A 14,647-nucleotide genomic window follows, 5' to 3' on the forward strand; every position below is an offset into this window, starting at 1 on the left:
GGCTAGCCCATCAACTGTGGACGGACAGTAGCCAGCGTAGAGCTTATTATGCTTACGTATCCGCCACCCTGCGAATCTCCCAGACAATCATGCCCGGACCGCTCGCGCTGGCCGCCGTGATGCGGTGTGTCGAACAACAGAAGGGCCCCTGAGTGTTGACCGGCCGCCGATATCTGCTGGCGTTCACTGATGAGCAGGCCGCGTACGCGGAGCAGGTGGGTGCGGTGTGCCGGGCGGTGTGGAATACGGCGTTGGAGCAACGCCGCATTTACCGCCGCCGTGGCGGGTTCATCGGCTACAACGAGCAGGCCCGGCAGGTGGCCGAGGCGAAGAAGGACCCGGACTGTGCGTGGCTGGCCGATGCGCCGTCGCACACATTGCAGCAGACGTTGCGGGACCTGGACCAGGCATGCAAGACGCACGGCACGTGGAAGGTGCGCTGGCGATCCAAGACGCGTACCGCGCCGTCGTTCCGGTTTCCCGACGCCGACCAGATCGGCGTGCGCCGGCTCAGCCGCCGGTGGGGTGAGGTACGCCTGCCGAAGTTCGGGCCGGTCAGGTTCCGGTGGTCCAGGCCGCTCGGCGGTGTCCTCCGTAACGCCACGGTCTCCCGTGACGGCGGACGCTGGTACATCTCGTTCTGCGTCGAGGACGGCGTGACCAAGGCGGCTCCGAACGGTAAACCGCCGGTCGGCGTGGATCGTGGTGTGGCCGTCGCCGTGGCCACCTCTGATGGGGGTCTGGACGATCGGGAGTTCGTCACCCCCGGCGAGGCGGTCCGGCTCAAGCGGTTGCAGCAGCGCCTGTCGCGGTCGCTGCGCGTTCACGGTCGTAACCGTGGGTCGAAACGCCGGGACGCTACCCGCGCGCAACTCGGCCGGCTGAATGCGCGGATACGAGCCCGGCGGACGGACTTCACCGCGCAGACCGCCGTGCGGCTTGTCCGCGAGCACGGCCTGGTCGCTGTCGAGGGTCTGCGGATCAAGAACATGACCGCAAGTGCCAAGGGAACCGTTGAGCAGCCTGGCCGTAACGTACGACAGAAGGCTGGCCTGAATCGGGCCATCCTGTCCAAGGGTTGGGGTGGGTTCCTGCTGAAGTTGGAGCATGCCGCCCGCTACCACGGGGCAAAGATCGAGAAGGTCAACCCTGCGTACACGTCGCAGACCTGCAACGCCTGCAAGCATGTCGCACCGGAGTCCCGCAAGAGCCAAGCGGTCTTCCGGTGCGTCGCCTGCGGCCATCAGGACCACGCCGACGTGAACGCGGCCAAGAACATACTCGCCGCCGGACTGGCGGTAACAGGGCGTGGAGACCTCGCCGTCGGGCAGTCCGCGAAGCGCCAACCACCCGAACTGATCGCAGCGTAAACGCCGATCAGCCTCGGGAGTCCCCCGCCTTTAGGCGTGGGGAGGAGGTCAACGAGAGCGTGCTGCACCAAGTCACGTGGCACGGGACCCAGCGGGGTCGGGCCCGCGACCAGGTCCCGCCGCCGCCTCGTACGGAGGTGGACCGGGCAGGTCGCGGCGTACCCGGTAGGATCGGCGCGGGCCGTGACTGGCGCGTGGGATGGAGCACCATCGGGGAGCGGTCCCGTCACGAGGACGCACGCCGAGCGCCTGGGCCTTCCGCACGTCATCAGGAGGTCGCATGTCGCTGAACGCCGAATCCACCGCCTTCCGCAGCGCGCTCGAGGTGATCCGCGCCGTCGAGCCGCGGGTGGCGGACGCCATCGGGGCGGAGCTGGCCGACCAGCGCCAGTCGCTCAAGCTCATCGCCAGCGAGAACTACGCCTCCCCCGCCACCCTGCTGGCCATGGGCAACTGGTTCAGCGACAAGTACGCCGAGGGCACGGTCGGCCGCCGCTTCTACGCGGGCTGCCAGAACGTGGACACGGTCGAGGCGCTCGCCGCCGAGCACGCCCGGGAGCTGTTCGGCGCGGCCCACGCGTACGTGCAGCCGCACTCCGGCATCGACGCCAACCTGGTCGCCTTCTGGGCGATCCTGGCCGATCGGGTGGAGTCCCCGGCCCTGAAGAAGGCCCAGGTACGCCAGGTCAACGAGCTGACCGAGGCGGACTGGTTCGCGCTGCGCCGGGAGCTGGGCAACCAGCGGATGCTCGGCATGTCGCTGGACGCCGGCGGGCACCTGACCCACGGCTTCCGCCCGAACATCTCCGGCAAGATGTTCGACCAGCGCAGCTACGGCACCGACCCGGCCACCGGGCTGGTCGACTACGACAAGGTCGCCGAGGCGGCGCGGGAGTTCAAGCCGCTGATCCTGGTGGCGGGCTACTCGGCGTACCCGCGGAAGGTCAACTTCCGGATCATGCGGGAGATCGCCGACGAGGTCGGCGCCACCTTCATGGTCGACATGGCGCACTTCGCCGGCCTGGTCGCGGGCAAGGTCTTCACCGGCGACTTCGACCCGGTGCCGCACGCCCACATCGTCACCACCACCACGCACAAGTCGCTGCGCGGCCCGCGCGGCGGCATGGTGCTCTGCGGCCCGGAGCTGGCCGACCAGGTCGACCGCGGCTGCCCGATGGTGCTCGGTGGCCCGCTGCCCCACGTGATGGCCGCCAAGGCGGTCGCGCTGGCCGAGGCCCGCCGCCCCGACTTCGCCGGCTACGCGCAGCGCATCGTGGCCAACGCGCAGGCGCTCGCCGAGGGGCTGCTGCGCCGGGGCGCGAAGCTGGTCACCGGCGGCACCGACAACCACCTGGTGCTGATCGACGTCTCCGGGTACGGCCTCACCGGCCGGCAGGCCGAGCAGGCGCTGCTCGACTCGGGCATCGTGACCAACCGCAACTCCGTGCCGCAGGACCCGAACGGCGCCTGGTACACCTCGGGGATCCGGATCGGCACCCCGGCGCTGACCACCCGCGGTCTCGGCACCGCCGAGATGGACGCCACCGCCGAGCTGATCCACATCGTGCTCGCCCAGACCACCCCGGCCGCGAACGCGGACGGCACCCCGTCCAAGGCCAAGTACGTGCTCGACCCGGCGCTGGCGGACAAGGTGAGCAAGCAGGCCAGCGAGCTGCTCACCAACTTCCCGCTCTACCCGGCCGTCGACCTGGGCTGACCTCGCCCCCGCCCGCCTCCCCGACGCCCCGCCCGGCCCCGCCCGCGCGGGGCGTCGGCACATCCGGCCGGAACAGCGTTGATCATGAGGTTGGCGGCGGAGGAAACGCTCTCTCCGCGGCTAACTTCATGATCAACGGGGGTGGGGTGGGGGGTCAGCGGAGGGGGCGCTTGAGGTGGTAGCGGTGCACCTCGGTGCTGCCCTGGACGTTGTTCACGTCCTCGGCGGCGGAGACCAGCTCCCAGCCGTCCCGGCCGACCCGGTTGAGGTGCGCGATCGCGGTGTCCCCGTACGCGGTCACGTCGGAGCGCGACCCGTCCGGGCCGTACCAGACGAACGAGACGTGGAAATTGCGGCCCTGCCCCTGATAGCGGCGGACCAGCAACGCGTACTCCCAGGCAACCATCCGTCCATTATCAACGGTCACCTCCGCGCCGGGCACACGGGTGGTGGCGGAGCGGCGACACTGCGGCGTCAGGCCGGGGCGGCCAGCGCGGCCAGCTCGTCGGTGACCAGCGCGGCGAGCCGGTCCAGGCCCAGGTCGATCTGGTCCGGGGTGACCGCGCTGACCGACAGCCGCAGCGCGTTCACCGTGGCCCCGTCGTCGTAGAAGTGGGCCATCGGGGTCCAGAGCACGCCGTACTCGCGGGCCGAGCGGTGCAGCAGCGCGTCGTCCACGCCGAACGGCACGGTCACCACCACGAAGAAGCCGCCGGCCGGCACGTTCCAGCGCACCGGGCCGCCGGCCGGGAAGCGCCGGGCCAGCCCGTCGACCATGTGCCCCAGATTGCGGGCGTACGCGGCCCGCTCCCGCCCGTTCGCCGCCACCAGCGAGCAGTCGTGGGCCAGCAGCGCCCCACCGATCACCGCCTGGGCGATCGGCGAGGTGTTCACGGTGACCATGCTCTTGATCTTGGCGAGCTGGTCGGCGAGCGGGCCGACGGTCCCGTCGGAGCCGGCCACCCGCTGGTCGGCGACCACGTACCCGACCCGGGCCCCGGGCAGCACCGTCTTGGCGAACGAGCCGAGATAGACCACCCGGCGCCGGCCGTCCAGCGCCTTGAGGGTGGGCCGCCGCTCGGTGCCCCCGGCCGGGAAGAGGCCGTACGGGTTGTCCTCGATGAGCAGCAACTCCTCCTCGGCGGCGAGGTCGAGCAGCCGCCGCCGCTGCGCCAGGTCCATGCTGACGCCGGACGGGTTGGCGAAGTCGGGCATCACGTAGCAGGCGCGCGGCCGCAGCCCCTCGGCCCGCGCCCGGCGCAGCTGCGCGCGCAGGTCGGCCAGGTCGATCCCGTCCGGGCCGCCGGTGACCGGCCGCACCGGCAGGTCGACCAGCCGCGCCGCGCCGGTCAGCCCGACGTACGTGGGGGCGACCGCGAGCAGCACGTCCTCCGGCCCGGCCCGCAGCGCCCGCAGCACCAGGAACATCGCCTCCTGGCAGCCGACCGTCACCACGATCGCCTCCGGGTCGACGGTGATCTGCTCGTCGACGGCGAGGTTGCGGGCGATCAGGTGGTGCACGATCCCCTTGGTCCGGCCGTACTGCAGCAGGGTCCGGTCGACCTGGGCGGGGCTCAGGCCGAGGTCGTCGGCGAGGTGCCGGCGGAAGGTGTCCAGGTGCCGGTGCAGCACCGCGGAGTCGAAGAACTCCTCGTACGGCCGGCCGGCGGCGAGTGAGACCGCCTCCGGGTAGTGCTGCGCCACCTCGTTGAGGAAGTTCATCGAGTTCAGCGCGGGGTCGTCGACGCTGCGGTGCAGGGCCGCGACGGTCAGGTCCACCGGCTCCACGTCAGCCTCCGGTCAGGGTGCGCAGGTGACGGGCCGCCGCCGGGTCGGCACAGCCGGTCAGGGTGAGCGCATCGCGCAGCTCGGCGGCGAGCAGCGCCAGGGCCGCCTCGGCGCCGGCCCGACCGCCGGCCGCCAGTGCCCAGAGCAGCGGCCGGCCGACCAGCACGCCGGCCGCGCCGAGGGCGAGGGCCCGCAGCACGTCGGTGCCGCTGCGCACGCCGCTGTCCAGCAGCACCGCGCAGCGCTCCCCCACCGCCGCCACCACCTCGGGCAGCATCGTGGCGGTGGCGGGTGCGCCGTCGAACTGCCGTCCGCCGTGGTTGGAGACCACCACCGCGTCCGCGCCGACCTCCGCCACGCGGACCGCGTCGCGCGGGTCCAGGACGCCCTTGACCAGCAGCGGCAGCGGGGTACGCTCCCGCAGCCAGGCCAGGTCGGCCCAGCTCAGCGCCGGGGCGAAGACGGCGCCGGTGTGCACGGCGACCGCGGACACCCCGGGCGTGCCCTGATGCGCCAGGTCGTCGCGGCCACCGGGGAGGTTCGCCGCGGTCACCTGCGGCGGCAGGGCGAAGCCGTTGCGGACGTCGCGCAGCCGCCGGCCGAGCACCGGCACGTCGACGGTCACCATCAGGGCGGCGCAGCCGGCGGCGTGCGCCCGGTCCAGCAGGTCGGCAACCAGGCCCCGGTCGCGCAGCCAGTAGAGCTGGAACCAGACGTTGCCGCCGACCGCGGTGATCTCCTCGATCGGGGTGCTGCCCAGCGTGCTCGCCACATAGGGCACGCCGGCGGTGCGGGCGGCGGCGGCCAGCCCCAGCTCCCCGTCCGGGTGCAGCAGCTTCTGGTACGCCATCGGCGCGACCGCCACCGGCAGGGCGTACGTGCCGCCGGGCAGCGCCGCGTCGGTGCGCGGCCGGTCCACCCCGGTCAGCACCCGGGGCAGCACCGCCACCCGGTCCAGGGCGGCCCGGTTGGCCGCGAGGGTGGTCTCGGCGCCGCTGCCGCCGGCCACGAAGTCCCACACATCGGGGGGCAGCACGGCCCGGGCCAGCTCGGCGAAGTCGGCCAGGCTCGCGGGCGACGCGAAGCCCGCAGCGTCGTCGGCGAGCAGGGACTCAGTCACGGTCCGGCCCGCCCGTCGCCGTGCCGACGGCCGCCGAGGAAAGCGGGGCCAGGCCGAAGCGGTCCCGCAGGAAGGCCGCCGCCTGTTCCTGGGCCCGCCGGCCGGCGTCGAACACGCCCGGCATGGCGAAGAACCCGTGGATCATCCCGGCGTAACGGGTCAGCTCGGTGGGCACGCCGGCCTCCCGCAGCCGCCCGGCGTACCGCTCCCCCTCGGCGCACAACGGATCGTGTTCCGCGGTGATCACCAGCGCCGGGGGCAGCCCGGACAGGTCCTCGGCGAGCAGCGGCGAGACGAGCGGGTGGGCCGCGTCGGCGGGGTCGGCCAGGTAGTGCCGCCGGTACCAGTCGACCGAGTGCCGGTTGAACAGCAGCGGGTCCTCGTCGCCGGCCGGCGCCGGGCCGGGCCGCTGGTCGGTGTTGGGGTAGACCAGCAGCTGGGCGGCGAGCCGGGGGCCGCCGTCCGTGCGGGCCAGCAGCGTGACCGCGGCGGCGAGGTTGCCGCCGGCGCTGTCCCCGCCGACGGCGAGCCGGTCCGGGTCGACCCGGTACTCCTCGGCGTGCCCGGCCAGCCGGCGCAGCGCCGCGTAACAGTCGTCGACGGCGGCCGGGAAGCGGTGCTCGGGGGCCAGCCGGTAGCCGACCGTCACCGTCTGGCAGGGCGTGGCGTTGGCCAGCCGGCGGCAGATCCCGTCGGCCGTGTCCACGCTGCCAAGCGTCCAGCCGCCGCCGAAGAAGTAGACCAGCGTGGGCAGCGGGCCGTCGCCGGCCGGCCGGTGGATGCGCACCGGGAGCGGCCCGTCCGGGCCGGGAAGGTGCGTGTCGCGTACCTCGTGGACCGGCTCGACCGCGCCGGCGCCGGCGCGGATCGCGGCGAGGTCGGCGGCGCGGGCCTCGGCCAGGGTCTGCGTGTAGAGCGGTGCGGTGCCGGCGGCCGCGCGCGCGGCCCGGTACGCGACCACCTGCGGATCGAGGGCCATGACGTCCTCCTAGTTGCCGGTGGTGACGAAGAGCTTGTCGATGCCGCGCAGGAACAGGCTGCCGCTGTAGGTGAAGGGCTGGGTGATCGTCAGACGGGGGAAGCGGGCGAGGAGCCGGGGCAGGGCGAGCCGGCCCTCCAGCCGGGACACCGCCGAGCCGAGGCAGAAGTGCAGTCCCACGCCGAAGGCGAGCGAGGGCGGCCCCTGGCGGTGGGGGTCGAAGCGGTCCGGGTCGGGGAACCGGGACGGGTCACGGTTGGCGGCGGCGATCAGCAGCAGCACGTTCTCGGCCCGCTTGACCGGCACGCCGCCCAGCTCGGTGTCGCGCGGCGCGGACCGGGCCAGGAAGTGCACCGGACTCTCCATCCGCAGGATCTCGTCCACGCAACCCCGGGCCAGCGCGTCGTTGCCGGGCAGCGCGGCGACCACGTCGGGGTGGCCCAACAGCAGCGGCAGGCCGTTGCTGAACATGTAGACGGTGGTGACGAAGCTGGCGTTGAACAGCACGATGAGGTTGCTGATCAGCTCTTCCTCGGTCAGCTCGACGCCGCCCGCGTCGAGCACCTCGACCAGCCCGCTGATCAGGTCCTCGCCCGGCTGCCGGCGCCGGTGGGCGATCAGGTCCCGGTAGTACCGGCGCAACTCGTCGGCGGCCTGGTTGGCCCGGGCCAGCCGCTCCGGCGTCTTGCCGGCGACGTCCATGTACTCGTCGATCCAGTCGACCCGCTGCCGGTACCAGGCCAGGTCGGCCTCGGGCAGGCCGATGAACTCGGCCATCACCAGCGCCGGGACCGGGTACGCGAAGTCGGCGACGAAGTCGACCTCGCTCCCGTCGGCGCCGGCCTCGGCCAGTCGGGCCAGGCGCTCCTCGACGACCCGGACGATCACCGGCTCCAGCGCACCCAGCCGTCTGGGGGTGAACGTCTTCGCGAAGACGCCCCGCATCCGAGTGTGGTCGGGCGGGTTGATGAACATCATCGAGGAGAGGAAGGTGCGCAGGATCTCCTGCTCCTGCCAGCCCGGCGGGGCGCCCTTGTACCACTCGGGGTCGCGCAGCACCTGGTCGACCAGGTCGTACCCGCCGGCGACGGCGGTGATGGTGCTGTGCTCGGCGCGGGTCGGGATGGCGCTGATCGGCCCGTGCTCGTGCAGGGCCGCGTACCACGGATAGGGGTCCTGCCGGCCCTGCTCGCCGTACAGGCCGGTCAGGATCTCGTCGACGTCCAACGTGCCTCCCCAGGATCGGCGGCGGGGGCGGCATCTGGTCGACGCCGCCCCCGCCGGGTGTCACAGACCGAGCAGCCGCAGCGGTACAGCGTCCGCCATCGCCTGGGCCCCGGTGTCGTTCGGGTGGATGTGGTCCCCGGCGTCGTACGCCGGCAGCAGCCGGGCCGGGTGCTCCGGGTCGCGCAGTACCGCGTCGAAGTCGAGCACCCCGTCGAACTCGGTCGCGCCTTCGCCACGCAGCCAGGTGTTCACCGCCTGCCGGGTGGCCTCCTTCTCCGGCGTCCACACCCCGGGGCCGCCGTTGCCCTCGTACGGGGTGATGGTGCCGACCAGGCTGGTCAGGCCGCGGGCCTGGGCCTGGCGGTTGAGCTGCCGCAGCGAGCCGATGATGGCCTCCGCGCTGTCGCCGTTCATCCAGATGTCGTTGATGCCCAGGTGGGTGATGAGGGTGCGGACCCCGGTCTGCGGGAAGACGTCCTCGTTGAGCCGGGCCAGGGCGTTCGGGCCAAGCTCGTAGTAGCCGGGGAAGCCACCCGCGCCGGGCTCGGTGCCCTCGTGGTTGAGCCGGTTGCCGGACAGGCTCAGGTTGAGCACGCCCGGGGTGCGGACCTCGGGACGGGCGTCGACGAGCCGCTTGGCCAGCAGGTCCGGCCAGCGCCGATCGGCGTTGACGGTGCTGCCGTTGCCGTCGCCGATGGAGTCGCCGAGCACCACCACCGCGCCGGGGCTGAGCCGGCGTTCCACGTCGATGCCGGAGAGGAACATCCAGCAGCAGTTGGGCCGGATGGTGAAGCCGGTGCCGCCGGCCGCGGTGGTCAGGTCGCCCGCGCCGATGAAGTTGGTGACCCGGGACTGCCCGTGGAAGCTGACGGGGCCGGTGAGCACCGGGAAGTAGAGGGTGACGACCAGGTCCTCCTGCTCCGCCACCGGGAAGGCCAGCGGGTCGCTGAGCAGCTCGGCACCCTTGTTGATGGTGGCCGACGCGGCGCCGTTGAAGGTCAGCGGGCGGACGCTGGCCGGATCGATGTCAGACAGGTCGTCGGGGGTGGTGGTGTCGGGCCGGGCGACGGTGGCGTGCCCGACCTGCACGGCCTGCTCGCCGTAGAGGTTGGTCAGCCGGACCCGGAGCCGGTCACCACCGACGGTGGTCTGCACGGGCATCCGGATGCTCTGGTTGTTCAGGCCGGTGTTGGTCAGGCCGACGGTGTTGCCACGGGTCACCGCGGCGGCCCAACTGCCCGCCCACTCGGTACGCCCCGGCAGGGCGCCCTCGCTGTCGGCGGGGCCGGCGCTCGCGGTGACGGCCGGGGCGCCGGCGACCAGCATCGTTGCGGCGAAAGCTATGACGTGCCATCTCTTCGGGGTCGGCATGGATCCTCCATCGTTGGCAGCCCCGGGCGCGGCACGATCGGCGACTCCGCCCGGGCGATGGACCGGAAACTAGCCGCCGCCGATGACGAGCGTCAATCAACCTGATCGACATGATCGAATGTCCGCCGGGCGTCCGGGGCCACCGTTCGGCTCTGTCCTGTCCGGACCCGCGGGCCTAGTCTCGAAGCCGGCGGCGGTGCGGTCGCCGACCCTGGCACCTGTCGTCGCGTCCCGGCTCCGACCTGCCCGGACGCTGTTCTCGACGGTCGTCGTGGCGCCCCGCGCGGGCGGGCCACCCGCCGACCGCCGGCGGACCACGATGGGGGCTGCGCCATGACTGATCAGCCGAACTACGTGCACGAGGCACTGGACCTGTTCGCCCGCTTCGGCGACCGGGAGGCCCTCGTCGGCGGGGGCCGCCGGATGACCTATGCCGAGGTCGCCGCCGAGGTGCGCGGCCTGGCCGGCGCGCTGCTGCGGCACGGCGTACGACCCGGCGACGCGGTGCTGGTGATGCTCGGCAACCCGGTGGAGGGCCCGCTGCTGCAACTGGCCCTGCACCTGCTCGGCTGCCGGAGCATATGGATCGCCCCGGTGACCTCGCGGCGGGAGGTCGACGAATTCGTCGCCCTGGCCCGCCCCGACGCCTTCGTCCACGACCCGCGCGACCCGGTCGGCGCGGAGATCGCCGCCGGGCTGGCCGCCGTACCGGTGCTCTGCCTCGGGCCGGACGGCGCGGGACCGGACCTCACCGCCGGCGGCGGCGGCGAGCCGGTGGAGCTGCCCGCCGCGGTGCCCGCGCCGGAGTCGTTCCTGCAGACCAGCGGCACCACCGGCACGCCGAAGCTGGTGCACCACCGGGAGAGCTTCTACCGGCAGGTCCTCGCCCTGGCCGCCGATTTCCGGGCGGCCGGCCTCCCGCTGCTGCGGCACCTGTCGCACTCGCCGATGTGGCTGGCCAGCGGCCAGATCACCACGCTGTTCAACCTGTTCACCGGCGGGGTGCTGTTCCTGCGCGAACACTGGGACCCGGCGGCGTTCATCCGGACCGTCGACGCCGAGCGGCTCACCTCCACCTTCGTCACCCCGCCGATGCTCTACGAGGTGCTCGACCATCCGGCGCTGGACGGCGCCGACTTCTCCGCCATGTTCATGTTCAACGTGGGCGCCGGGCCCGCCGCGCCCGCCCGGCTGCGGCAGGCGATCGCCCGCTTCGGCCCGTGCCTGCGCATCGTGTACGGGCTGAGCGAGGCCGTGGTGATCTGCGCCCTGCCGGGGCTGACCGACGACCCGGAGCACCCGGAGCGGCTGCGCTCCTGCGGCCGGCCGTACGGGGACGTGGCGGTGGAGATCCGCGACGGCGACGGCCGGGTGCTGCCGCCCGGCGAGGACGGCGAGGTGTGGGTACGCACCAAGCTGAGCTTCGCCGGCTACCACGGGCAGCCCGAACTCACCGCCGAGACGCTGGTCGACGACTGGGTGCGGACCCGGGACATCGGCCACCTCGACATCGACGGCTACCTCTACCTGGTCGACCGGCTCCAGGACCGGATCCTCACCCGGCAGCGGAGCTGGCCGATCTACTCCCGCCCGATCGAGGACGTGCTCGCCGGCCACCCCGAGGTACGCGCCGCCGCCGTGATCGGCGTGCCGGACCCGGTGGCCGGTGAGCTGCCGCACGCGTACGTGGTGCCCGCCCCTGGGGCGACGGTGACCGGGGACGAGTTGATCGCGCTGGTCACCCGGGAGCTGAGCGAGACCTGGGCGCCCGGCGCGGTGGAGTTCGTCGACGCGCTGCCGCTCAACCGCTCGGCGAAGGTGGACAAGCGCGCCCTGCGCGCCCGGTACGCCGCGGCCCATCCGACCGACGCGGACGCGGTAGGCACCGTGATCGGCAGCTCGGCGTGACCCCGCGCCGGGAACTGTTCACCCTGGTCGGCGCGGACCTGCTGTCCAACCTGGGCACCCGGATCTCGGTGGTGGCCATCCCCTGGCTGGTGCTGGAGACCACCGGCAGCCCGACCCGGATGGGCCTGGTCGCGGCGGCGGAGACCCTGCCGTACATGCTCTCCAGCGCCCTCGCGACCCCGTGGGCGGACCGGTTCGGGGTCCGCCGGACCGCCGTCACGGTCGACGCCGCCAGCGCGGCGGCGATGGCGGTGGTCGCGCTGGCCCCCTGGCTGGGGTTCGGGGCGCTGCTGGTGCTGGTCGCGGTGGCCGGCGGGCTGCGCGGCATCGGCGACCGGGTCAAGCACGTGCTGTTCAAGCCCGCCGCCGAGCGGGCCGGCGTGCCGCTGATCCAGCTCACCTCCGCCTACGACGGGCTGAGCCGGGGCATGACGCTGTTCGGGGCGGTGCTCGGCGGGCTGCTCATCGACTGGGTGGGGGTGACCCGGGCGATCTGGATCGACGCGGCCACGTTCGCGGTCTGCGCGCTGCTCATCGGGGTGCTGGTCCGGCCGCCCGCCCCGGCGGAGCCGGCGCCGCGGGAAAGCTACCTACGGGCGCTGCGCGGCGGCTTCGGCTACCTGCGTACCGACCGGACGCTGCTGACCATGCTGGTGGTGGTCTCGGCGGCCAACATGTTCGCCAACGCCAGCGTCGCGGTGTGGATCCCGCTCTGGGTGGACCGGGTGCTCGGCGACCCGGCCGGCTTCGGCCTGATGCTCGGGGTGTTCTCCGGCGGGGCGCTGCTGGGCAACCTGCTGTTCACCCTCGCCGGGACGCGGCTGCCCCGCCGGTCGACCTTCGCGCTGGGGCTGGCGCTCAGCGGCGCACCCCGGCTGCTGGCGCTCGCCCTCAGCGACGAACTGGCGGTGGTGCTCACCGTGACATTCCTGTCCGGGGTGGCCATCGCGGCGGTGAACCCGCTGCTCGGTGCGGCCCTGTACGAGCGGGTGCCGGCGTCGCTGCAGACCCGGGTGCTGGGCATCTCCGGGTCGGTGGCCTTCCTCGGCCTGCCGGTGGGGGCGCTGCTCGGCGGCTGGTCGGTGGCGGCCCTCGGGCTGACCCCGGCGCTGCTGGTGATGGCGGTGGCCTGTCTGGCGCTGACCGTGGGGCCGCTGCTGCTGGCCCGGTCGCGCGCCGACCGCCCCGCAGCCGAACCAGCGGTGTCCACGCCGGCCTGAGCCGGGCCGCCCTCGGCAGTAGCGCAGCAGCACCACGCCGTTACCGAACCGGCGGTTCTCCGCCGGCTCCAGGTCCAGCCGGGTGCCCGCCGGGAAGAGCGGCGAGGGCTGACCGGCGCCACGGGCCGGGCGCCGGCCAGCCCGGTGCCCGGCGGTCAGTCCAGGTCGGTGCAGACGTTGTGGGTCGTGCCGTGCACCATGGTGAGGGTCTTGTAGTACGTCGGGGAGAACTCGAGGACGTACTGCCCGTCAATGCGCCACAGGCCGCGCGGGCGGGTGCCCGCGTTCTCGCCGAAACCGGCCAGGATCGGCCCGGTCGCGTACCAGGTCATCGAGCCGTCCGCCGCGTGCTCGACCATCGCGCTGCCGCTCACGTCGACCACCGTGCTGGCCCCGGTCGCGGTGTTCGTCACCCGGGTCAGCAGGTCGCCCTGGTACATCTCCCGGCGCGGCGAGCCGTCCGGAAACTCGGCCAGCACCAGCTTGCGGACCTCGTCCACCACCGCCTCGACCCGGATCGGGAAGTCGCAGCGCGCCCCGGCGGGCATGCTGTACGGCGTCTGCGGAGCCGGCAGCCAGCCGTGCCCGCTCTCGTCCCCGGCCGCGACCGCCGGGGGGCTGGACACCGCGGCCGCCAGCGCACCCGCGACGAGGGCGGACCCGAGGCTGACCAACTTGATTAGGAATCGTCAGTGATCATAGATTGGCGTGTGGGCCGCGACGCTTCGTTTTTGGGCTGGTTCGGGGGAGATTCCGGTGACGTGGGTCGGGTGTGAGCCGTGGTTCTCCTGGATTGATGTTGAGGCGATGAGTCGGTGAGCGGGAAGCTGCCGCTGGCCGAGGGGGAGACGTCCTATACCGCGTGTGCCCGCAGCCTGGTGCGCGCGGGTGTGGACGAGAAGACCGGCGAGGTGCTGTCGCAGGCCGCGGTTGCGCAACGGGTCGGCTGGTGTGCCGATCTGGTGGCGGGCATGGTGTCCGGCCTGTTGGTTGAGCACTGGAACACCGCGGATGTGGACGTGCTGGCCTCCGGACACGACGCGGGCGGCCGGAAACTTCCGTCGAATGCGTGGATGGCGCTGCGGCGCCTGGGCTGGACCGTCACCACACCGGAGGGTGTGAAGGTCAATGACCGGATCGTGCGCATGGCCCAGGAGCAGGCGGGGCGTGCCCTACGTTCCGGGAAGTGGCGCGCTGATCTGACCGCCGGGGTCCTGGCGTCCTGGCCGGCAGATCCCCGTAAGCGCACCGCACGGGAGTGGGAGCAGGTTCGGGCGTCGATCCCTGGCGGGGAGCATCTGCCGTCCAGCGTCATCAAGTCCCGCACTCGGCAGGCTGCGAAGTTCCGTGCCGTCAATGGCCGTCTGCCGGTGCACGTGTGGAGCGTCGGCGGGCACCCGGCGCTCGACTTCTGCAACACCTTCGCCGGCTGGGCACACCCGGCGCCCCCACCCGGCGCCGAGTGGCTGCGCAGCTACCGCATTCTGGCCGTGTGGGGCGGCCACGTCGGGCTGGTCGACGACGTGGCGGTGACCCGGCTCATCGAGCTGGCCCGGCGGGATCCCCGCGAGGCCGCCGCCGTGCTCGACGAGGCCCGGGCGCTGCGTGCCCGGCTGTACGCCTGCCTCACCGACCCGGGCGACCACCGCGCCTTCGATGCGGTGGCCCGGCACGCCGAGGCGGCCGCGCAGATGCAGGTGTTCCGCCGTGGACCGGACGGCCGCGGCCGGTGGTGGCCGGACCTGCGGGCCGGGCTGCGGCTGCCGATGCACGCCGCCGCCTGGAGCGCCGCCGAACTGCTGGCCGACCCGCGCCGGCTCACCATCCGGGCCTGCCCCGACCCGGCGTGCGGCTGGCTGTTCCTGGACGACAGCGGGATGCGCCGGTGGTGCAGCCTCGGCACGTGCGGCCGCTCGGGCGCGCAGGACCTGTGCCGGACCGCCTGAC

Annotated in this window: 12 protein-coding genes and 1 riboswitch; of the genes, 5 read left to right on the forward strand and 7 right to left on the reverse strand. The window is 73.1% G+C overall.

The features are described from left to right. Positions 1 to 152 precede the first annotated feature (152 nt). Both ACY34I_RS29675 and ACY34I_RS29680 read left to right on the forward strand, forming a co-directional pair. Positions 153 to 1,370, forward strand: a complete 1,218-nt coding sequence (locus ACY34I_RS29675) for an RNA-guided endonuclease InsQ/TnpB family protein (RefSeq protein WP_462758361.1) — start codon at positions 153 to 155, stop codon at positions 1,368 to 1,370. 173 nt (positions 1,371 to 1,543) lie between these two features. Beyond that, positions 1,544 to 1,632, forward strand: a riboswitch (ZMP/ZTP riboswitch). 18 nt (positions 1,633 to 1,650) lie between these two features. After that, positions 1,651 to 3,087: a glycine hydroxymethyltransferase gene (locus ACY34I_RS29680; protein ID WP_462758362.1), complete on the forward strand. Its 1,437-nt coding sequence runs from the start codon at positions 1,651 to 1,653 to the stop codon at positions 3,085 to 3,087. A 154-nt stretch (positions 3,088 to 3,241) separates the two neighbouring features. On the opposite strand, the gene ACY34I_RS29685 is transcribed toward ACY34I_RS29680, so the two are convergent. The 6 genes from ACY34I_RS29685 to ACY34I_RS29710 form a co-directional block, all read right to left on the reverse strand. Beyond that, the gene (locus tag ACY34I_RS29685; RefSeq protein WP_148799430.1) at positions 3,242 to 3,493 is read right to left on the reverse strand and encodes a hypothetical protein; all 252 of its coding nucleotides are present in this window, start codon (positions 3,491 to 3,493) and stop codon (positions 3,242 to 3,244) included. Positions 3,494 to 3,561: 68 nt separating this feature from the next. Next, complete coding sequence (locus tag ACY34I_RS29690; protein WP_462758363.1) at positions 3,562 to 4,875, reverse strand: aminotransferase-like domain-containing protein; 1,314 nt, start codon at positions 4,873 to 4,875, stop codon at positions 3,562 to 3,564. Between the two features lies 1 nt (position 4,876). Beyond that, positions 4,877 to 5,983 (reverse strand): alpha-hydroxy acid oxidase, encoded by a 1,107-nt coding sequence (locus ACY34I_RS29695; protein WP_462758401.1) that lies wholly within the window; start codon positions 5,981 to 5,983, stop codon positions 4,877 to 4,879. Positions 5,984 to 5,987: 4 nt separating this feature from the next. After that, the gene (locus ACY34I_RS29700; RefSeq protein ID WP_462758364.1) at positions 5,988 to 6,974 is read right to left on the reverse strand and encodes an alpha/beta hydrolase; all 987 of its coding nucleotides are present in this window, start codon (positions 6,972 to 6,974) and stop codon (positions 5,988 to 5,990) included. 9 nt (positions 6,975 to 6,983) lie between these two features. Beyond that, positions 6,984 to 8,201, reverse strand: coding sequence for a cytochrome P450 (locus ACY34I_RS29705; protein ID WP_462758365.1), 1,218 nt, complete (start codon positions 8,199 to 8,201; stop codon positions 6,984 to 6,986). A 60-nt stretch (positions 8,202 to 8,261) separates the two neighbouring features. Next, positions 8,262 to 9,572, reverse strand: a complete 1,311-nt coding sequence (locus tag ACY34I_RS29710) for an SGNH/GDSL hydrolase family protein (protein WP_462758366.1) — start codon at positions 9,570 to 9,572, stop codon at positions 8,262 to 8,264. Positions 9,573 to 9,905: 333 nt separating this feature from the next. Between ACY34I_RS29710 and ACY34I_RS29715 the strand changes: the two genes are divergently transcribed. Both ACY34I_RS29715 and ACY34I_RS29720 read left to right on the forward strand, forming a co-directional pair. Next, positions 9,906 to 11,480: a class I adenylate-forming enzyme family protein gene (locus ACY34I_RS29715; RefSeq protein WP_462758367.1), complete on the forward strand. Its 1,575-nt coding sequence runs from the start codon at positions 9,906 to 9,908 to the stop codon at positions 11,478 to 11,480. Continuing rightward, on the forward strand, positions 11,477 to 12,700 hold the full coding sequence (locus ACY34I_RS29720) for an MFS transporter (RefSeq protein WP_462758368.1): 1,224 nt from the start codon (positions 11,477 to 11,479) through the stop codon (positions 12,698 to 12,700). Before ACY34I_RS29715 ends, ACY34I_RS29720 begins: the two co-directional genes overlap by 4 nt. A 155-nt stretch (positions 12,701 to 12,855) precedes the next feature. Here the strand turns inward: ACY34I_RS29720 and ACY34I_RS29725 are convergent, their stop codons facing one another. Next, positions 12,856 to 13,326: a hypothetical protein gene (locus ACY34I_RS29725; protein ID WP_462758369.1), complete on the reverse strand. Its 471-nt coding sequence runs from the start codon at positions 13,324 to 13,326 to the stop codon at positions 12,856 to 12,858. 189 nt (positions 13,327 to 13,515) lie between these two features. Between ACY34I_RS29725 and ACY34I_RS29730 the strand changes: the two genes are divergently transcribed. Further along, complete coding sequence (locus ACY34I_RS29730) at positions 13,516 to 14,646, forward strand: CGNR zinc finger domain-containing protein (RefSeq protein WP_462758370.1); 1,131 nt, start codon at positions 13,516 to 13,518, stop codon at positions 14,644 to 14,646. The last annotated feature ends 1 nt before the right edge of the window (position 14,647 follow it).

It is taken from the genome of Micromonospora sp. RTBAU3-60 (assembly GCF_054963695.1).

Excerpts from the sequence above, each read along its gene's own strand:
- ACY34I_RS29700 (WP_462758364.1), bottom strand. The coding sequence starts at position 6,974 with ATGGCCCTCGATCCGCAGGTGGTCGCGTACCGGGCCGCGCGCGCGGCC.
- ACY34I_RS29715 (WP_462758367.1), top strand. The coding sequence starts at position 9,906 with ATGACTGATCAGCCGAACTACGTGCACGAGGCACTGGACCTGTTCGCC.
- ACY34I_RS29685 (WP_148799430.1), bottom strand. The coding sequence starts at position 3,493 with ATGGTTGCCTGGGAGTACGCGTTGCTGGTCCGCCGCTATCAGGGGCAG.
- ACY34I_RS29680 (WP_462758362.1), top strand. The coding sequence starts at position 1,651 with ATGTCGCTGAACGCCGAATCCACCGCCTTCCGCAGCGCGCTCGAGGTG.
- ACY34I_RS29710 (WP_462758366.1), bottom strand. The coding sequence starts at position 9,572 with ATGCCGACCCCGAAGAGATGGCACGTCATAGCTTTCGCCGCAACGATG.